Origin of the sequence: Nocardiopsis akebiae (assembly GCF_018316795.1) — a bacterium.
Classification (GTDB): Bacteria; Actinomycetota; Actinomycetes; order Streptosporangiales; family Streptosporangiaceae; genus Nocardiopsis; species Nocardiopsis dassonvillei.
Genome location: NZ_CP074132.1, coordinates 3,888,997 through 3,908,329 on the forward strand (window position 1 = coordinate 3,888,997; position 19,333 = coordinate 3,908,329).

The 19,333-nt window shown below is 73.8% G+C and carries 16 protein-coding genes; 6 read left to right on the top strand and 10 right to left on the bottom strand.

The genetic code is table 11. The features are described 5' to 3' along the window. Nucleotides 1–39: 39 nt before the first annotated feature. Nucleotides 40–840 carry an SDR family NAD(P)-dependent oxidoreductase gene (locus tag KGD83_RS16610; RefSeq protein ID WP_212640067.1) on the bottom strand — a complete coding sequence of 267 codons (801 nt, stop codon included), beginning with the start codon at nt 838–840 and terminating at the stop codon, nt 40–42. Between the two features lie 374 nt (nt 841–1,214). On the opposite strand from KGD83_RS16610, the gene KGD83_RS16615 reads away from it, so the two are divergent. The 4 genes from KGD83_RS16615 to KGD83_RS16630 all read left to right on the top strand — a co-directional run bounded on the left by KGD83_RS16615 (nt 1,215) and on the right by KGD83_RS16630 (nt 4,444). After that, on the top strand, nt 1,215–1,409 hold the full coding sequence (locus KGD83_RS16615; protein ID WP_047868584.1) for a hypothetical protein: 195 nt from the start codon (nt 1,215–1,217) through the stop codon (nt 1,407–1,409). Nucleotides 1,410–1,515: 106 nt separating this feature from the next. Further along, nucleotides 1,516–2,406, top strand: coding sequence for a dihydrodipicolinate synthase family protein (locus KGD83_RS16620; protein WP_212640068.1), 891 nt, complete (start codon nt 1,516–1,518; stop codon nt 2,404–2,406). Between the two features lie 234 nt (nt 2,407–2,640). Continuing rightward, nucleotides 2,641–3,531 carry an alpha/beta fold hydrolase gene (locus KGD83_RS16625; protein WP_212640069.1) on the top strand — a complete coding sequence of 297 codons (891 nt, stop codon included), beginning with the start codon at nt 2,641–2,643 and terminating at the stop codon, nt 3,529–3,531. Between the two features lie 13 nt (nt 3,532–3,544). Then, nucleotides 3,545–4,444, top strand: coding sequence for a Vgb family protein (locus tag KGD83_RS16630; protein ID WP_212640070.1), 900 nt, complete (start codon nt 3,545–3,547; stop codon nt 4,442–4,444). An 18-nt stretch (nt 4,445–4,462) separates the two neighbouring features. On the opposite strand, the gene KGD83_RS16635 is transcribed toward KGD83_RS16630, so the two are convergent. The 7 genes from KGD83_RS16635 to KGD83_RS16665 form a co-directional block, all read right to left on the bottom strand. Then, nucleotides 4,463–5,422, bottom strand: a complete 960-nt coding sequence (locus tag KGD83_RS16635) for an EamA family transporter (protein ID WP_212640071.1) — start codon at nt 5,420–5,422, stop codon at nt 4,463–4,465. Beyond that, nucleotides 5,419–6,009 carry a TetR/AcrR family transcriptional regulator gene (locus tag KGD83_RS16640; protein ID WP_212640072.1) on the bottom strand — a complete coding sequence of 197 codons (591 nt, stop codon included), beginning with the start codon at nt 6,007–6,009 and terminating at the stop codon, nt 5,419–5,421. Before KGD83_RS16640 ends, KGD83_RS16635 begins: the two co-directional genes overlap by 4 nt. 138 nt (nt 6,010–6,147) lie before the next feature. Further along, nucleotides 6,148–7,428: an MFS transporter gene (locus KGD83_RS16645; protein WP_212640073.1), complete on the bottom strand. Its 1,281-nt coding sequence runs from the start codon at nt 7,426–7,428 to the stop codon at nt 6,148–6,150. Nucleotides 7,429–7,432: 4 nt separating this feature from the next. Further along, complete coding sequence (locus KGD83_RS16650) at nt 7,433–8,407, bottom strand: SagB/ThcOx family dehydrogenase (protein WP_249351902.1); 975 nt, start codon at nt 8,405–8,407, stop codon at nt 7,433–7,435. A gap of 317 nt (nt 8,408–8,724) precedes the next feature. Further along, nucleotides 8,725–9,429, bottom strand: coding sequence for a class I SAM-dependent methyltransferase (locus tag KGD83_RS16655; protein ID WP_249351903.1), 705 nt, complete (start codon nt 9,427–9,429; stop codon nt 8,725–8,727). A gap of 498 nt (nt 9,430–9,927) precedes the next feature. Then, on the bottom strand, nt 9,928–11,652 hold the full coding sequence (locus tag KGD83_RS16660) for a SpoIIE family protein phosphatase (RefSeq protein WP_212640075.1): 1,725 nt from the start codon (nt 11,650–11,652) through the stop codon (nt 9,928–9,930). Between the two features lie 301 nt (nt 11,653–11,953). After that, nucleotides 11,954–12,784 (bottom strand): Rossmann-fold NAD(P)-binding domain-containing protein, encoded by an 831-nt coding sequence (locus KGD83_RS16665; protein ID WP_212640076.1) that lies wholly within the window; start codon nt 12,782–12,784, stop codon nt 11,954–11,956. A 170-nt stretch (nt 12,785–12,954) separates the two neighbouring features. On the opposite strand from KGD83_RS16665, the gene KGD83_RS16670 reads away from it, so the two are divergent. Further along, nucleotides 12,955–13,812 carry a helix-turn-helix transcriptional regulator gene (locus KGD83_RS16670; protein WP_212640077.1) on the top strand — a complete coding sequence of 286 codons (858 nt, stop codon included), beginning with the start codon at nt 12,955–12,957 and terminating at the stop codon, nt 13,810–13,812. Between the two features lie 13 nt (nt 13,813–13,825). Here KGD83_RS16670 and KGD83_RS16675 read toward each other — a convergent pair whose 3' ends face one another. Together KGD83_RS16675 and KGD83_RS16680 are read right to left on the bottom strand one after the other, a co-directional pair. Further along, entirely contained in the window at nt 13,826–15,328 is a 1,503-nt protein-coding gene (locus tag KGD83_RS16675) for a carboxylesterase/lipase family protein (RefSeq protein WP_212640078.1), read from the bottom strand. Between the two features lie 15 nt (nt 15,329–15,343). Next, nucleotides 15,344–16,249, bottom strand: coding sequence for an MBL fold metallo-hydrolase (locus tag KGD83_RS16680; RefSeq protein WP_212644463.1), 906 nt, complete (start codon nt 16,247–16,249; stop codon nt 15,344–15,346). 185 nt (nt 16,250–16,434) lie between these two features. On the opposite strand from KGD83_RS16680, the gene KGD83_RS16685 reads away from it, so the two are divergent. Further along, complete coding sequence (locus KGD83_RS16685; RefSeq protein ID WP_212640079.1) at nt 16,435–19,224, top strand: ATP-binding protein; 2,790 nt, start codon at nt 16,435–16,437, stop codon at nt 19,222–19,224. Nucleotides 19,225–19,333: the final 109 nt, after the last annotated feature.

Sequence of the window (19,333 nt, forward strand, 5' to 3'; positions counted from 1 at the left end):
CCGTTCAGCCGACGTCGGGGGCCGGCCCCGCCCCGCCGGTCAGACGCCGGACTTCTCCAGCAGTTCGTTCGTCAGTTCGGCGAGACGACGACGGTACCCGGGGTCGAGGGCGGCAGGGACGGAGGGCGGTGTCTCCACGCCGTCGTCGAAGTGGCGTCCGCTGACCCGCTCCAGCTCGGGCGCGTCCACCAGACGGCGGGTGGCGGCCACCCCCTTCTCCAGGGGGTCGTGGAACTCCACGCCCGCGGCCCTGGTCAGGGAGGTCTCCATGTAGGTCCCCGGGTGCAGGGAGTTGACCGTGACCCCGCTGCCGACCAGTTCCCCGGCCAGGTCCAGGGTGTGGCTGATGAGGGCCAGCTTGGACCGGCGGTAGGCGGCGGGTTCGGCGAAGCCGCGTTCGAACTGCGGATCCTGCAGGTCCAACTCCTGCTGTCCCCGGGAGGCGATGTTGACCACCCGTGAGGGAGCGGACCGGCGCAGCAGCGGCAACAACTCCCTCGTGAGCAGCACCGGCGCCAGGTAGTTGACCGCCAAGCGCAACTCGTGGCCGTCAGCCGAGGTCGTGCGCTCGGCGCCATCGATCCGGAAGCCCACCGCGGCGTTGTTGACGAGCACGTCGAGCCGGTCGTGGCGGGCGGCGACCTCGGCGGCGAGCCGCTTGGCCCCGGAGAGGGAGGAGAGGTCGGCCCGGTAGACCTCGCCGCCGGTGTCCGCGGCGACCTGTGCGAGCCGTCCGGTGTCGCGACCGTGGAGCAGGAGCCGGTGCCCCGCCCCCGCGAGGTCCTCGGCCAAGGCCCGGCCGAGTCCGTCCGACGCGCCGGTGACCAGGATGGTGGCCATGTGGGTGCCTTTCACAGAAGGGGGCCGCCGCCGGTTCGGCCGACCGCGCGCTCCAACGGTATGACGGCCGCCACCACCGGTCAACAGAGGTTGACCTCGACCGATGTCCGCCGCCCCGGTTGAGGGGCCCGCCCCACGGGCGGGGAGAGCGGGACGACCGCCACCGCACGGCCCGGACGGCGGTTCGGGCGCCGGAAGCCGCGAAGCCGTTCGCGGGCCGTGCCCGTACAGGGCGGGCCGACCGGGGCGGTGAGAACCGGGCGGATACGCTGCTGGGCGGGGAAGGCCGCCGCTTCCGCGGCGATGGACTCCCCCGCTCTCTCGCACTGTCGCGGCGCGCGTCCGCGATCCTGGGAACAGTGAGGTGGACGGCCGTGGACAAGCCGCGTGGAAAGGACTCGTTCTCGTTGCTGTACAGGACGGGGTTCCGTATCAACTACGCGCTCCTGCACGTCATGGGCCCGGCGTCCCTGACCCCCGAGACCGACCCGCAGCACCGCGCGAAGAGGGAGTACGAGCGCCGGCGTGGACTCCACCGGGAGTGGAAGGCGCACCAGCGGTCCCGGTAGCACGACCGCGCGGAGGTGTTCGCCGGCGCCGGGCCCCGCGAACAGCAGGGGGCGGGGTCGGGGTGCCCGGCCGCCACACCCGTCCCGCACACATGAGGGAGAAAGCATGTTCACCGGCCTGAGCGCCTTTCCGCTGACCCCGTTGAACGACGACCGCTTCGACGAGCGGGCCTACGCGGGGCTGATCACCCGCCTGTCGGAGGCGGGCGTGGACTCCATCGGCGCGCTGGGCTCGACCGGCTCCTACGCCTACCTGGACCGCGAGGAGCGCCGCCGCGCGGCCCGGACGGCGGTACAGCACGCGGACGGCACACCGGTGGTCGTCGGTATCGGCGCGCTGCGCACCTCCCACGTGCGGGCCCTGGCCCAGGACGCCCAGCAGGCCGGTGCGTCCGCCGTGCTGTTGGCCCCGGTGAGCTATCAGCCGCTCACCGAGGAGGACGTGTTCGCGCTCTACGCGACCGTCGCCGCCGAACTGTCGGTGCCCCTGGTGGTCTACGACAACCCGGGCACGACGCGCTTCACCTTCTCGACCGAACTGTACGCGCGCGTCGCCGCGCTGCCCGCCGTGGCCGCGGTCAAGATCCCGCCGGTGCCCGCGGACCCGGCGGCCGCCCGCGAGCGTGTGGCGGCGGTCCGCGCGGCCGTGCCCGACCACGTGACCGTCGGGGGCTCCGGTGACGGCGTGGCCGCGACGGGGCTCAACGCGGGCTGCCGGGCCTGGTTCTCCGTGGTGGGCGGAACCCTGCCCGCCACCGCCCTGCCCCTGGTGCGCGCCGCCCTGAGCGGTGACGCCGAGGGGGCGGAGGCGGAGTCGGAACGGCTGCGCCCGCTGTGGGAGATGTTCGCCTCCCACGGCAGCCTGCGCGTGGTCGCCGCGATCGCCGAACACCTGGGGCTGGTGGCCCCGCGCTGCCTGCCCCGCCCGATCCTGGGACTGCCCGCCGCCGAGCGGGAGCGGGTGGCCCGTGTGGTCGAGCAGCTGGGCCTGGCCTGAGCGGCGCCTGTGGGGGCGCCCCCCGGGAGCGTGTGGCCGCGCCTGCGTCCCCGGCAGCCGCTCGGGCGCGGGAGAGGAGGAACGGGCTCTCGGAGCCGACTCGCACGGGTTGCTCGAAGCCGTTGCTCATGACGGTCGCCGAGTCCGCCGACTCCGGAGGCAGCCCCCAGCGGTCCGCGCCGCGACACGGGAAATACGGTTGCGGCCGGGACGGACCGGGCCCAGAATGTTCCGGTGCAGACCCGAGAGACCGCACTCGACCTGGGCCATGAGGTCCTGGCCGCGCTGGACTTCGGCGGCGCGGGCGCCCCGGTCCTCCTCGTTCACGGCAGCGGGCACAACGCGGCCGCCTGGACGGACGTGGCGGCCCGTCTGACCGACCGCTGCCGGGTCGTCGCCGTCGACCTGCGCGGACACGGCCGGACCAGGGCCGACTCCCAGGACGCGGAGCAGTACTGGCGCGACCTCGCCGGTGCGGTCCGGGCCCTCGGCTGGGAGGACCCCGTCCTGGTCGGGCACTCGCTGGGCGGTTACGCCGTCACCGCCGTGGCCGCCAGCGGGCTGGTCCGCCCCGCCGCGGTGTGCGTCGTCGACGGGCTCGTCCTGGACACCCGGGAGGAGGCCGTGGCCAACCAGGAGCGCTGGACCACGCCCGAGGCGATGGAGCGGGTGCGCGCCCGGTTCGGCTACGGGTGGTCCGCCACCCCCGAACAGGCGCGCGAGTACATCGAGCGCGGTGTGCGGGAGGCCCCCGGGGACGAACTCAACAGGGACTGCCGCCCCGGCCTGGTGCGCGGCGTGCTGGAGCGCTCCTTCAGCGAAGACCAGCACGCGTGGCTGCGGCGTCCGACCGCCGAGCAGATCGCGGTGATCAGCGCCCCCGCGCCGGACGCGGCCGTCTACCCCAGCGTGGACGTCTACGAGCACCTCACCTGCCCGCTCACGGTCGTCCTTCCCGACCGGGGCTTGTACGCCGCGCGCCGCGACGAGGTACGGGCCGTCGTCGCCGCACGCCCGGAACGCGCACTCGTGGAGATGCGCGCGCACCACAACGTGCCCATGGCCCGCCCGGAGGAACTCGCCCGCGTCATCTGGGACGTCGTGCGCGCCCGACCCACCGCATAACCGGAGAACGCCTGTGACAGACCGCCTCCAGCAGCGTTCCGTACGCGAGTACCCCGTGGCCGCGCAGGGCTCCGGCCCGTACGGCATCACCGCCGGGACCGACGGTTCGCTGTGGATCACGCTCGTCCACCTCGGCCGGATCGCCCGTATGGCACCGGACGGCTCAGCGACCGTGTACCCGCTGGACTCCACCGCGTGCGCGCCCTCGCTCATCACCACGGGCCCCGACCGCGCGATCTGGTTCACCCGTGCCGAGGACGACAGGATCGGCCGCGTCACCGCGGACGGGAAGGCCGACTCCTTCGCGCTGCCGACCCCTGGTGCCCGGCCCTTCGGCATCACGGCCGGGCCCGACGGGGCGCTGTGGTTCACCGAGATGAACGCCGACCGCATCGGCCGTATCACCACAGACGGGGAGGTCACCGAGTTCCCCCTGCCGACGAGGGGAGGGTTCCCGTCGTTCATCGCCTCCGGGCCCGACGGAGCCCTGTACTTCACCCTCAACCAGGCCGACGCCGTCGGCCGCGTCACCGTCGGCGGGGACGTGACCCTTCATCCCCTCCCGACCAGCCAGGCGGGGCCCGTGGGTATCACCGCGGGTCCGGACGGCGCCCTGTGGTTCGTGGAGATCGGCGCGGGTCAGATCGGCCGCCTCACCACGGACGGACGCATCCGGGAGTTCCCCCTCCCCCGGCGCGACTCACGCCCCCACGCCATCACCGCGGACCCCGAAGGGGGCTGCTGGTTCACCGAGTGGGGCGCGAACCGTGTCGGGCACATCACCGCGGAGGGCGGCATCGACCTGTTCGACCTGCCCGCGCCCTCCCGCGAACCCCACGGCGTCGCGGTCACCGCGGACGGAACGGTCTGGGTAGCCCTGGAGACCGGCGGTATCGCCTCCCTGGCGCCGTGAGGCCCCGCGACCCGGCGCTCACGCCGGTTCGCGGTCCCCGGTCACCGTCGTCCCCGCCGCACGGGCCGGTTCGACGGGCCGCGCCGCCGGGCCGGGGGCCGGGGCGACGGCGAGCACGACCGGGACCAGGGCGATGAGCCCCAGGCCGAACCACCCCGCGCCGGTCAGCGTCTCCCCGACGACCAGGACCGCCAGGAGCGCCGCGACCGCGGGTTCGCTCAACGTGACCGTGGTGGCCGTGCTCGCCGGGACCCGGGTCAGGCCGAAGCCGAAGAAGAGGTAGCCCAGGAACATGGGCACCAGCGCCATGTAGGCGGCCACCGCGAAGGCCTGCCCGGAGGCCGCCAGGGGGGCGCCGGTGAGCGCGAGCACCGGCATGAGCAGCAGGCCGCCGCAGCCGAAGACCGCCCCCATGGACGCCGCCCGGTCGATGCCGCGCCCCATGAGGGTGTGCGCCGCCCAGGAGAAGGCGGCGTAGGTCAGGCCCGCCACCAGCCCGAGCGCGACACCGGCCGCCGTCCCGCCCGGCGAGGCGGCGGGCGCGGCCGTGTTCGACACGCACAGCAGCACGCCGCCGACGATGCCCGCCGCCGCGGCCAGCATCCACCACCGGCTCAGCGGTGTGCGCTGGACCACCAGCTCCAGCAGGCCGGAGGCCAGCGGTGCCGAAGCCAGGGACACCACGGTGCCCACCGCTACACCCGCCAGGTGCATCGAGCCGTAGAACGCCAGGGGGTAGAGGCCCACGGCCAGGGCTCCCACCGCCACCAGGGGCAGGTTGTCCCGCAGCCGGGAACGGGCCGCCGCCAGCGCGGGGAGGGCGATCAACGCCTGGAGCAGGCCCCCGATCCCCAGGGCGGCCGAGCCGATGGCCAGGGGCCCGGCCTGCGGGGCGAAGGTGGCGGCGGTGCCGGTGGTGCCCCAGAGGACGGAGGTGACCGTGATGGCCGCGATGCCCAGCGACCGGTGGCGGTTCACAGCGCGTCCACCAGGGCCGCGGCGATCGCGCGCGCCTCCAGGAGGCGGTCCGGCGCCCCCTCCAGTCCGGCCCGGGCCATGGAGCCCTCCAGCAGGAACGAGCAGTGCCGGGCGGTGCGCGCCGCCGTGTCGGGGTCGGTGATCCGCTCCAGGTGCCCGGCCACGAGCGCCTCGACCTGCTCCTTGTGCTCGCGCACCCGCGCCCTGCCCGGCGCGCCCGCGGGGAGTTCGGCCGCGGCGTTGAGCAGACCGCAGCCGCGGAACCCGTGCTCGTAGGCGGCCGAGGCGTGGTCGACGTAGGCGTCGAACACCGCCAGGACCCCCTCCCGGGGGGTGTCGGCCCCCTCCAGGCGGCGCCGGTACAGGTCGAGCCACTCCCGGTGCCGCTCCTGGAGGTAGGCCAGCGTCAGCTCCTCCTTGGAGGAGAAGTTGTTGTACAGGCTCATCTTGGCCACACCGGCCTCGGCGGTGACCGCGTCGATGCCGGTGGCGGTCATGCCGTGGGCGTAGAACAGCCGCGCCGCCGCGCCGAGCAGCCTCTCCCGGGCCGAGCCCGCACGCGGCCGGGCCTCCTCGACGTTCGCCATGGTGCACCTCCGGTGTCGTATTAGGTAGACCAGTCTACCTATATCTGGCGACGGACCCCTCCAGCGGGGCCCGCCCCCCACCGCTCGCCGAGGGGCGTGCGGAGCGCGGAGGAACCCCTGGCGCGAGCCGGGGCCCGCTCACACCCGGGCGCGCTCCGCTCCCTCACGGAACACGCGGCCGAACAGCAGGGGCGCGGCCAGCAGCAGGACTCCTCCCACGACGAAGGGCGCCGGGAGTCCGAGCCCTCCCAGGAGGCCTCCGGTGAGGACCCCCATGAGAACGGAGGACTGGGCCAGGATCATGCGGGCCATGGACGCGCGTCCCAGGATCGGCTCCGGCGTCACCGCCTGGAGGATGGAGCCCGCGCTTACCGCGATCGTCGTCGCCGCCAGGCCGAACACGCCCAGCGCGAGGGCTCCCACGACGACGCCGGGGAGGAGCCCCATGGTCAGCAGGACCCCGCCCCCGAGGAGGTGGGCCGTGATGAGCAGGGGTCCGTGGCCGCACCACCTCCCCAACGGCGCGCACAGGAACGAGGCCGCCAGCGCCCCCACCGGGGACAGCATCGTGTAGACACCGAACAGCGCCTCCGGGACGCCGAGGGTCCGGGTGATGTAGAGGACGAGGATGGCCGACACTCCGCCGGTGGCGAATCCGGAGACGGCGGCGGCCGCGGCGAACCCCCGTTGGACGCGGTCGCTCCTGACGAACCGGAGCCCCTCCAGCGCCTCGCGGGTCAGCGAGGGGCGCTCCGTGTCCGGCGTCCGCCCGCCCTCCGCCCCCTTCCTCTGCCCCTCCCCGCCGGGGGAGCGCAGCGCGGCGGGGACGGCGAGCAGGAACAGCGACCCCACCAGGTACACCCCCGCGTTGAACAGCAGCGCCGTCCCCGCGGAGAGGGCGAACAGCAGTCCCGCGAGCGGGCCGCCGAGGAAGTCCGAGGCCAGCACACGCGTCCCCTGCAGGCGGCTGTTGGCCGCGACCAGGAGGCCGCGCGCCACCAGCACGGGCAGCAGCGCCCGGGCCGAGCCGTCGTGGAAGACCTCGCAGACCGCCAGGACGAAGACGAAGAGGCACAGTCCCCAGACGGGGACCGGGCCGAACCAGGAGAACGCCGCCAGCACACCGAGCAGCACGCAGCGCACGACGTTGCCGACGACCATGGCGCGGCGCTTGTCGATCCGGTCGATCAGCGCCCCGGCGTGGAGGCCGAACAGCAGCCAGGGCGTGTAGGCCGCCGCGGTCAGCATCGAGACCGCGAGGGGGTCGGAGGTCAGGGCGGCGGCCATGAGCGGGAAGAGGGTCAGCAGGACGCCGTCGCCGAGGTTGGCCGACGTGTGTCCGGCCCAGAAGCGGTGGAAGGCTCCCCCCGGTCCCACGACCGGCGGGGCGTCCCCGGCCTGCGAGGAGTCGGTGCCCATGCGCCTACTCGAACCTGGCCCTGCGGTATCCCTCCACGCTCATCGGCGGGTGGGTGAGAACCGCTTCCCCGGCGGCGTCCACGGCGGGGGCACCGGCGGAGAGGACGTACAGTGCGGTCTCCCGGACCCCGTCGACGCCCAGCAGCTCCTCGACTGCCGAGTCGTTGAAGGCGGCGGTCTGGAAGGGGCCCAGCCCCAGCGCCGTCGCCGTCAGGGCGAAGGTCTGGCCGAGGTGCCCGGCGTTCATCAGCATGACCCGGTAGGCACGGGGGTGGCGGTACTTGAAACTCAGGCGTGAGACGACCGAGGTCAGGACCACGGAGAAGGGCGCCTCACCCACCCCTGACTGCGAGTCGCACGCCCGGGTCAGGCGGTCCCGGAACCCGCCCTCCCGGAGCAGTTCCAGGGAGTGCTCCCGGACGTTGTAGTGGTAAGTCCCCGGAGCGATCCCGGCAACGTCGGTGACGACCGCGTACGCCTCCAGTTCGTGCCGGGCGCCGCCGGAGGGGCTGGTGCGCAGCATGAGGGCGCCGAACTGCTCGGCGTCGATGAAGTCCTTCGCTCCGAAGGTCATCGCCATGAGGGTCGAGAAGACCTCGCGCCTGACGGGCGCGTCGACGAAGTCCCGGTGGGTCCTCCTGCGGTAGAGGACCTCGCGGTAGGAGTGCCCGGGGTCCTTCTGGTGACGGGGGAGGAAGATCCTGTCCGCATCCCTGTACTCCTTGAACACGGGGGGAGAAGGGTCCTTCGTGAGTTCCTCCCTCACCTCGTCGGTGCTCTTCGTGAAAGGAACGTCCCTGGTGGAGAAGTGGAATGAGATCCCCTCCTTCCCCCAGGGCGCCCAGGCGTCGAATCCCCCCGACCCGCTTCCGGCCTCGCCCTGTTCTCCGGATTCGAGGAAACCGAGGGCGGCAAGGGAGGAAACCGCGTTTTCCAGGACGTCCTCCTCCAGCCCCAGGTCCTGCGCGACATCGGACACGGACCGAAATTCGGAAAAACTGTGGAGAACGCTTACGGTGATCGGTTCGGTGCTGATCCTGACCTTAGTCAGGGGGTTCTTGACGAAGAAACCGGACGCGTCCCAGAAGCATTCGAGGTGCTTGGCCGACCTGTACTTCACAGTACCGCTCCCTGTAAGACGAGGAGGCCGGCCCCGCCAAGGGGCCGACCTCCTCCGGCCACGTGCTAGCTGGCGCTGAACTGAATGATGACGGTGAACTCTTCGACGCGCTCGATCTTGATCATGACCTTCTCCTTAGCTGTCGGATGCACGATCCGACGGGGGGATTTCCGCAGTCAGTCCGCGGAATCTGCACGCCTGGCGACGTACAGAGCCTTGGGGTGCTTCTCGTCGTCCAGGCCCTCCTCCAGGGCTCCCGCGTAGAAGCCCCGGACGCAGACGAACTCCAGGCCGGCGGAGGTGAGGCCTTCGAGGATCCGCTCGTGTGTCAGGTGGCGCAGCCGGTGCCGCGTGACGGAGCGTTCCCACAGTCCACCCCGCACCCGCGCGAAGGTGTCCGCCTCCAGGTCGATGGTTCCGCCGGGGGTGAAGCCGCCCGGCGCCAGCGGGGAGAAGGAGACGAACCCGTCGTCGGAACGGCGGATGTTGGGAGCCCGGGAGAGCAGGCGGAAGGACAGTTCGGTGTTCACTTCCACGACCAGGAGACCAGCGGGGACCAACACCCGCGCGGCCTCGGCGAGGGCCGCGTCCAACTCCTCGTCCTCGACGAGGTAGTGGAACGCCTCACCCGCGGAGACCGCGGCGTCGAACCGCGCGGAGGCCAGGGGGAGGTCCGAAAGCCCTCCCACGAGGAAATCGATTCCCCGCGTCTCCTCCTTTCCCCCGGCCACCGAAACCATCGCGGGAGAGATGTCGACCCCGGTGACCCCGTATCCGTTCCTGTGGAGTTCGACGGAACTGTTCCCGGTACCGCATCCGAGATCGACCAACCGTTCCCCGGGGACACCGAATTCTTTCAGGAGATCGCTGAAAAGGCCCATCCAGCGGTAGTAGTCAGGAGCTCTCGATGTCGCGTCGTATTGACTGGCAAGCGCTTCATAGGCTTCCAGGGGAGACGCCGATGGGGGATGAGCGGTAATCTTCGGCCTCCAAATTCAGCCCTCAGGTGATTGAGTTGAAATTATGGTAGGCGCCGTGCTCCGTCAAGGTCCTGGCCGGATACGGACATCGCTGACCCGGCGGTGCACAGAAAACACGGTAAATGGGCGGAGTACGGCCAGGTAGCCGGGGTTCAGGCAGAGAAATAGAGTGTTCGCGCGGACGGATGAGAGAGGCCCGAAAGAACGGTTGGGGGCCTTGCGGGAGCCCGGTGGACATGGTCTCGCGAACGGTGTTCCCGCCGGGTTCGCCGGGGAGCGGGGCCGTCCGGGTCGTCGGACGCCCCCGCGGCGTGGTCGTTCCGGACGGGTCCGGGCGGGTGCGCGCACGTGCGGGACGGAGGCCCCGGTTCCGGCCCCCTCTCCCCGGCGGCCTCCGCTTCAGCCGCCGGGCGGGTCCGCCGGAACGCGGATCGCGAGCAGGGCGGCGTCGTCGTCGTTGCCGTTCGGCCGTGCGCGCTCCAGCAGCTGGTCGGCGAAGGAGTTCAGGGAGCGGTGCGCGAGGGAGGCCGCGTGCTGGCGCATGCGTCCGAGGCCCGTGTCCAGTGACTGCCCCCGGGCTTCGATCAGGCCGTCCGTGTAGAACACGAGCGTGGAACCGGGCGGCAGGGCGATGCGCGCGTCGGCGCGCGGCCGCGCCATCCCCGTTCCGAGCAGGACCCCGCTCCCCTCCTCGAGGTAGTGGGTGATGCCGTCGTGGTGGACGAGCAGGGGCGGGGGGTGCCCGGCGCTCGACCACAGCAGTTCCCACCGTCCGGCCTCGTCGACCGTCAGATGGGCCAGGACGAGGGTCGCCATGTGGACGTCGCTGATGTGCTCCAGGGCCTGGTCCATGCGTTCGAGCGTGCGGCGGGGGGACTGCTCCCGGGCCCAGGTGTAGGCCCGGAGCATGTTGCGGAGCTGGGCCATCCCGGCCGCCGCGTCCAGGTCGTGGCCGACGACGTCACCTATGACCAGGGCCGTGTCGCCGCTGGGCAGGGGGAAGGCGTCGTACCAGTCACCGCCGACGTGCGAGACGTCTGGTGCGGGCAGGTACCGGGCGGTCATCTCCACGCCCGACAGCCGGGGGAGCTGGGGCAGCAGGTAGCGCTGCATGGTCTCGGCGACCTGGCGCTGGCGCTGGTGGTGGCGCGCGTTCTCCAGGGCCAGGCCGATGCGCCGGGCGATGTCCTCCAGAAGGGCGAGGTCGTCGCGGGCGAAGGGGTGCCGCGAGCCCGTACGCCCCAGGGTCACGGCGCCGAGTACCTCCCGGGGCCCTCGGACGGGAGCGATGGCCGCGGTGTTGATGCCCGTCGCCTCGAACAGCCTGCGCTGCTCCACCGCGATACCCGTGTCGGGCGGACCGGCGTAGACCTCACGGTCGACGAGGGTGGAGGCGGCGCCTCGCAGGGCCTTGGACAGGGGCATGCCGGAGGTTTCGGGCACCGGAGGCATCGGGCCCTGTAGGTCCTCGCGCACCGTGGTCCCGCCCCGGTCCGCCTGGACCACCAGGGAGCGGAAGACCTCGTCGCCTTCGGTGATCAGGTCGATGACCGCCCAGTCCGCGAGTCGCGGAAGCATCAGCTCCACCACCCGGAGCAGGGACTTCTCCACGTCGACGTTGTTGATCAGGTGTGCGGTGGTGTCGGCCAGCAGGGCCAGCCGCTCCGTTTCCGACAGTGTCCGGCGGGGGAAGGAGGTTCGCCCGGGGCTCTCCCCGTCCTGTTCGACGGCCTGGAAGAAGACCAGTTCCGCGATCCGCGAACCGTCGGGCTCACAGGGGAGGGCGGACCACGACACGGGGAGGAGCGTGCCGTCGCCGCGCTCGAACCAGGACTCCCCCGCGCGGGAGAAAGGACCGGAGGGCCTCCCGCGGAAGGCGTCGTCCGCCTCCTCGACGGTCTTTCGGCCCCGGGCGTCGCGGTGCAGCGACCGGACGTCGCGCCCGAGCACCTCGTCCGCCGAACGGGCCAGCAGGCGCAGAGCGGTGGCGTTGACCGCGACCAGGCGCTCTTCCTCGTCGACGGCGTACACGCCCGCGTTCACGCGGTCCAGCGCCTCCGTGAGGAACCGGCGCCGATCCGACGGACCGGCCGAATCGCTGTAAGTGCCGGGACCATCGCTCACAGCGGCTCCTTGTCTGGCGGGCCCGCCCGCACGCGCCCCGACCGGGGGGACGGGCGCACCCGGTGCGTGTCCGCCACGCCCGCGCGGGGCCGTCGGGCCCGAAACGCTCGTGTCCGTTCGACGGGCGGGACGAGTCCCGCGGCGGCCGGTGCCGGCGGGGCTCCGGTGCTGGGAGCTTCTCGCCCGCACCTGCCCGCGGCGGCCACGACCACCTCGGACAACGTACACCAGGGCGCCCGTGCGCGATGGCCCCGCCTCACCCCGGTGGACGGGGGCGGCCCGGGGGGCACCGGCCCGCCGCTCACCCCGCCGACCACTCCCCCGGGCGGGCGCGGACGAAGTCGGCGAAGGCGCGGGGCGGGCGGCCGGTCAGGCGGTGGACCGTGTCCGTGACGAGGTCCTCGCGGCCCCCGGCGATGTCGGCGTCCACCCGCACCAGCGCCGAGGCGAAGGACGCGGGCATGCCCGCGTCCAGGTTGCGCCGGACCAGTTCGGCCGCCGGGGCGGGCGTGTGGCGCACCGGCCGACCGGCGGCTTCGGCGATGACCGCCGCCGCACGCGCGTACCCGAACGACTCCGGGCCGGTGAGCACGTGCTCGTCGGCCACCGGTCCCGGCGCCAGCAGCAGCTGCGCCGCGACGGCCGCGACGTCGGCGGCGTCGATCCACCCCAGCTTCCCCTCGCCGGTCGCCGAGCGGATCTCGCCGCGCTCGCGGATGCCCGCCGCCACCGGGTGCGCCCCGGTGAAGTTCTGCATGAACCCCGACGGACGCAGCACCGCCCACTCCGGGAAGGAGCGCACGGCCTCGCCCAGCTCCGCGACGCCTGAGGCCTCGGACAGCCGCGCCAGCGAGCCGAGCAGCACCACGCGCCGCACCCCGGCGGCCCGGGCCGCCTCCAGGAACGGCCCGGCCGCCGGCATGGGGTCCAGCGTCATCGGCGGCGGGACCAGGTACAGGGCCCGAGCGCCGTCGAGCGCCCGGGCGTGCGTTTCGGGGGCGGCCCAGTCGAAGGGCACGCCGCCGGGCCCCGGCCCGCGGCTGGCTGCGCGCACGTGCGCGCCGCGCGCCCGCAGCGCCTCGGTGAGGGGGCGGCCGGTGTTGCCCGTGCCGCCGGTGACGAGGATGCTCATGTCTTCGGTCCCTTCGGATGTTCGGTCCGTCTGCGCCTGCTTCGTCCGGCCCGTGTCTCTCGGTCCGTCCTCCGCCACACTGGCGGGGCTCATCGCGCGGGGGAACGGCCGCGTCGTCCCCGGACCAGTGGTCCGTGGTCGGCCGGGCGCGGGCGTGGCAGGCTGGGGACGTGGACAAGCGAGAACTCGGCGGATTCCTGCGCGCCCGCCGCGAGGCCCTGCGCCCGGCCGACGCCGGCCTGCCCGAGACCGCGGGCGGGCGCGCGCGGCGCACACCGGGGCTGCGGCGCGAGGAGGTGGCCGACCTGGCCGGGGTCTCGGTCAACTACTACGAGCGGCTGGAGCAGGCCCGGTCTCCGCGCCCGTCACCGCAGGTCATCGACGCGATCGGGCGTGCCCTGAAGCTGTCTGAGGCGGAGCGGGCGCACCTGTCCCGGCTCGCCGGGCACGCGCCGCCCGCACGGCCCGGCCCGGCCGAACAGGTCCCCGCGGGGGTGCTCGCCCTGCTGGAGCGGCTCGGCCCGGTCGCCGCCTACGTCTGCGACGCCCGCCACGACGTCCTGGCCTGGAACGGCCTGGCGTCCGCGCTGATCGCGGACTTCGCCGCGCTGGCCCCGGCCGAGCGCAACGTGCTGCGGCTGTCCATGCGCCTGGGCGGAACAGTGTGTTCGGCGCCGCCGGAGGCGGCGGGCGGGTTCGAGGCGCAGGCGGCGGCCCAGACGCGCGAGGCGCTGGCCCGCCGCCCGCACGACTCCGCGCTGCGGCGGCTGGTCGGCGAGTTCGCCGAGCACGATCCCGGGTTCGCGGCGCAGTGGCGGCGGCACGACGTGCGGCCGCGCGCGACGCTGCGCAAGCGCGTGCACCACGGCGGACTCGGCGTGCTCGACCTCGACTGCCAGACCCTGGCCGTGCCGGGCACCGAGCTGCGCGTGGTCGTGTTCAGCGCGCAGCCGGGCACCCTGGAGCACGACAAGCTCACCCGCCTCCAGCTCGGCCTCGCGGTCGCCGAGCCCTCGTCGCGGCGCTAGCGGGGGCCGTTCCTCACGGCGCCGTCCAGGCCCGCCGCTCCGGGCTCCGGGGGTCGTCGACCTGGGCCCACTCGGTGTCGACGCGCATCGTGGCCCGGCGCTCGTCGTCGTAGGGGGTCCAGCCGGGGTCGCCGGTCCCGGCGAACCGGATCCAGGTCTGGTGGACGCGGGCGGCCAGGTCCGCGGGGGGCTCGCCGCGCCCCAGCAGACCGCCCGGCCCGCGCAGCCGCGGCAGGTGCGCGAGGTCGAAGACGAAGGGCAGCTCGACCGCGTGGGCGGCGCCGAGTTCTCCGTCCAGGGCGTCGGAGCGCCACGCGAACTCGTAGGCGAAGGTGGCGGACTCGGGGTGGGAGGCGTGGGCGCTGGTCAGGGCCCAACTGCCGGCGCCGAACAGCGCGTCGCCCATGATGGCGGACCGCAGCTCGCCGAAGGACGCCCGGGGGCGCGCCCTGCGGTACGTCCGGACGAGCCGCGCCGGGTCCGGGTGCGAGCGCGCCGCGGCCGCGTCGACGTCGGAGGCGGTCGAGGTGGAGTAGCCGCCGACGGGGGCCAGGTAGAGGTTTCCCTCCTCGGTGTTGGTCCCGATGAGCAGGTCGACGTCCGCGCCGAGCCCGGCGGCGACGGATGCGGCGGGCTGCGTGTCGAGGACCAGGCTGAAGGGGCTGAGTCCGATCAGCGGGTCGCGGTGGGTCCGGGTCCGCAGGTCGATGCCCGCGAGCTTGGAGGCGGCCTCGACCAGGCGCTCGTCGGAGATCTGCGCGAAGGCGTCGGCGTGGGGCCGCACGCCCAGGAGTTCGGCCGCGGCGCCGGTGACGCGGGCGGCCTGCTCGGCCGTGAACGCCCCCAGTCCGCTGCCGCTCTGGACGATGGCCCGGCGCAAGAGGCCCGTGGCCTCGGGGGCGGCCAGGACGGCGCCGACGATGGTCGCTCCGGCCGACTGGCCGAAGAGGGTGACCCGGCGCGGGTCGCCGCCGAAGGCGGCGGCGTTCTCGCGGACCCAGCGCAGCGCGGCGACGACGTCGAGCAGACCGCGGTTGGCGGGCGCTCCCGGGAGGTCGAGGAACCCGGCGATGCCGAGCCGGTAGTTCAGGGTGACGAGGACGACGCCGTCGCGGGCGAAGCCGCCGCCGTCGTACATGTCCGAGCGTGTGGAACCGGCGACGAACCCCCCGCCGTGGACGAACACCATGACGGGCAGGCCGCCGTCCGCGGTCTCGGGCGTCCAGACGCTGACGGTGAGGTAGTCGTCTCCGCGGCTCCAACCGTCGCCGAAGTAGGGGGACATGTCCACGCCGCCGAGTCCGCGTTCGGCCTGCGGCGCGTTGGGTCCCGGCACGGTGGCGTCCCGTACGCCGTCCCAGGGTTCGTGGGGTCGCGGCGGCGCGAACCGGTCTGCGCCGTGGGGAGGCGCGGCGTACGGGATGTTGAGGAAGGCGGTGACGCCGTCGCGGCGTCGGCCGCGGACCGCTCCCTGCGCGGTGGTCACGACGGGGTCGGGGTGGTGGTTCACAGGCATGCCTTTCCGCTGGCCTCAGCCCTGGTCGGTGTACGGGGCGAGGGGGGCCCAGCCCTTGACGGCGAACTTGTCTCCGTCGCGCACCACTTCGGCGGCGCCGTGGCCGCCCAGGTGCGCGGGGATCACGAGGGAGTTGTCGTCGGCCGCCCTGCCCAGGACCTCGCGGCGGGTGGCGCGGGCGCCCGCGGGGTCCTCGCAGAAGCAGCTGTTGGCGTCCGGTTCGAGGATCTGCACTGGGCTGTGCAGCAGGTCGCCGACGAACACGGCCCGGTCCGTTCCGGAGGCCAGGGTCAGCACGGAGGAGCCGGGGGTGTGCCCGGGGGCGGCGTCCAGGCGCAGGTCGGCGTCGATCCGGTGGCCGGTCTCCCACAGCAGCGTCTGACCGGCCTCGTGCACGGGGGCCACGCTGTCCTCGAAGACGTTCTGGTTGCCGCGGCCGAGCCGTGGCCTGTGGCCGTTGGCGGGATTCCAGAAGTCGAAGTCGTCCTTGGGCATCAGGTACGTGGCGTTGGGGAAGGTGGGCACCCAGTCCCGGCCGTCCAGGTAGGTGTTCCAGCCGACGTGGTCGATGTGCAGGTGTGTGTTGACCACGATGTCCACGTCCTCGGGTGCGACTCCGGCACGGGCGAGATTGGCCAGGAATCCGGTTTCGAGACGGCTCCACACCGGCGCGTACGGGCGCTCCTTGTGATTGCCCACACCGGTGTCGACCAGAATGGTCTTGCCCTCGCTGCGCAGCACCCAGGTCTGGATAGCCGAGTTCACCGTATTGGCCTCGGAATCCACGAAATACGGGCTCAGCCAGGGGGCTCCGTCGTCCCAGACCTCCTTGGAAACCTCCGGGAAGAAGGTGTCGGGCGTCATTTCCACGGAACCGTAGTACTCCCGGACCCGAGTGATCGTGACATTGCCGAGTCGCATTTGTTCCATGAGGGTTCCTCAGTAATTCGGATGCTTTCTTGGGACCCTACGGGCGGCCCCGGCGCACGCGGTATCCGTCACGTGACTGCACCTGCGCGCACGCCCCCGCGGCGGCTGCGCCGCTTGTAGCCTGGGGGCCGAGGCAAGGCGGCTCCGATCGGGGAGCCACGACTCCTGGAGACCCCGTGGGCGATCACGCAGGCGGTTCCGGTGCGATCGCGGGGCCGGGGCGGGGTCCCGCGGCTCCGATCGTCGGCCGGGACGCGGAACTGGCGCGCCTCTTCCGCGCGGTGGACTCCGCGTCGGCCGAGCGGGGTCTGGTGCTGATCGGCGACCCGGGCGCGGGCAAGAGCACGCTGTTGGACTCCGCGGCGCACCGGGCCCGGGCGGGCGGCGCTCTCGTACTGCGCGCCGAGGGCAGCGAGTCGGAGTCGGGCCTGGCCTTCTCCACTCTGCATCAGCTGCTGAGGCCCGTGTCGGCGCGGGTGGAGACGCTGCCGGAGAGGCAGCGTGCGGCGGTGCGCGACGCCTTCGGCTCGGGACCGGCCACGGCCGAACCCGACCTCATGCTCGTCGGGGTCGCCGTCCTGGGGCTGTTCTCGTCCCTGGGCGAGCGGCGCCCCCTGCTCGTGGTGCTGGACGACGCGCAGTGGTCGGACCGCGCCTCCCTGGACGCGCTGTCCTTCGCCGCCAGACGGTTGGAGGGTGAACCGGTCACGATGCTGTTCGGGGTCCGCGCCGGCGCCCGCCTCCCGGGGCTGGACCGCCACCTGCCGACGCTCACCCTGGGAGCGCTCGGCGACGAGGCCGCCGAGCGGCTGCTGGACATGCAGCCGGGCGACCCCGTCGGCCGGATCCGAGCACGGATCCTCGACCAGGCCGGCGGGAACCCGTTGGCCCTCACCGAACTGGCGAGGGCGTCCACCGCACCCGACGCGCCCGCGAGGACGCCCTCCCCGGGCCCGCTTCCGCTCACCGACCACCTGGAGGGGGTCTTCGCGGCCCGTCTGGACGCCCTGCCCGACTCCAGCAGGCGGGCCCTGCTGCTCCTGGCCGCCATGGACGGCGCCGACTCCGCGATCGCCGCCCCGACCGGACTGCCGCACGCCGGGGACGACGCGTGGCTGCCCGCCGAGCGGGCCGGGCTGGTGCGGCGGACCGGCCGGGACGTCCGGTTCCGCCACCCCCTGGTCCGGTCGGCCGCCTACCACGCCGCGTCCCCCGCCTCGCAGCGCGAGGCCCACCTCGCGCTCGCCGGGATACTGCGCGACGAACCTGATCGGCGTGCCTGGCACCTCGCCGCCGCGTGTACGGGCCCCGACGCGGCCGTGTCGGCGGAGTTGGAGCGCAGCGCGGGACGGGCCCTCCGCCGCGGCGGCTACGCGGCGGCGGCCAGCGCCCTGCAGCGCGCCGCCGAACTCGCGCCGCGGCGCGGGGACAGGGCCGGGCTGCTGGTCGAAGCGGCCACCGCGGCCGTGTCCACCGGTGACATCTCCTGGGTGGAGGAACTGGCCGCCGAGGCACGCGCGCACACCGACGACGCGTCGCTGCTGGCGTCCCTGACCGTGCAGGTCGGACGGTTGGAGGTGCTGACCCTGCGCCACTCGGTGGTCTTCTCCCGGTTGGCCGCTGCCGCCGAGCAGACGGCGGTCTCGCGGCCCGCCACCGCGCTGGACCTGCTCGCCGATGCCGCCGTGGTCCGCTTCTACTCCGGACAGGACGCCCAACGGCACCGCGTCCGGGCCGTCCTGGGGCTGCTTCCCGAGGAGGAGTCGCAGGCCTGGCCGCGCGCCTGGGTGAGGGCCGTGTCGGACCCCTTCGAGGACAGGGCCGGGCACCTGTCCGTTCTCGAACGGTCGGCGTCGCAGGCGCGGCGGCGGCCCGACCGGCTCACCGCCCTGGCGGTGATGGCGTGGCTCCTGGACGAGACCCCGCGGGCCGTCCGCGCCTTCGACGAGGCGTTCGACGGCTGGCGGTCGCAGGGGCCGCTGCCGGAGGGCCTGGAAGGCGCGGCCGCCTGGAGCTACGTGGAACAGGGGCGGTGGGAGCGGGCACGCGAGGTCTGCGCCCGCACCGCAGCCGTCGGGGCGAGGGCCGGCCTCGACCACGCCATGGCGTGCGCGGCCGCGGTGGACGCCACCGTGCTGGCCTACCAGGGGGACACGGCGGCGGCCCGAACCCGGATCGGGGAGGTGTTCGCCCTGATCGATCCGTTGGAGAGCCGTGCCGTGGCCGTCTACGCCCGACGCGCGCTCGGTGCCGCGGCGATCGCGGACGGCGCGTACGAGACCGCCTACGACCACCTCCGCGCGGTCTTCACCGCCGACGGCGACCCGGTGCACTACCACGCCTCCCACCCGGCCCTGGCGGACCTGTCCGTCGCCGCCGCGCGGGGTGGTCGGCGCGCGGAGGCCGCCGCGATCGTCGAGCGTTGCGCACGCGCGCTCGGGGACGGTGCCTCGCCCCGCCTGCGCGCGCTGATCAGCCGGGCCCGCGCCCTCCTGTCCGGCCCCGAGGACGCCGAGGCGCACTTCCGGGCGGCCCTGGCCGATCCGCGGCTGGAGCACTGGCCCTTCGAGCGCGCCCAGACCCTGCTGGACCTCGCCGAATGGTTGCGTCGCCGTCGGCGCGTCGCGGAGGCGCGGGGGCCGCTCACCGAGGCTCTGGAGGTCTTCCGGCGTCTGGGAGCGCGCCCGTGGATCGAGCGCGCACGGTCCGAATCGCGCGCCGCGGGCCTCGACGTCACGGACGCTGTCCCCGACGCGCTCTCCCGGCTCTCCCCGCAACAGCAGCAGATCATCAGGCTCGCCGCCCGCGGGCTGACCAACCGGGAGATCAGCGAGAGGCTCTTCCTCTCCCCGCGCACGGTCGGCTCGCACCTCTACCGCAGCTTCCCCAAGTTGGGCGTCACCGCCCGCTCCCAACTGCGCGACCTCGTGGAGAGCGCCCTTCCGGCGAGCGGCCACCGGGGATGAGGCCCGTCCGGAAGGGCCGGGGCAGCGGTCCCCGGCCTCACGCGGTCCACGACCGGCCCCGGACGCGTCCGCCCTCGGCCGAGCCCTCGCGTTCGCCGCGACCGGCCAC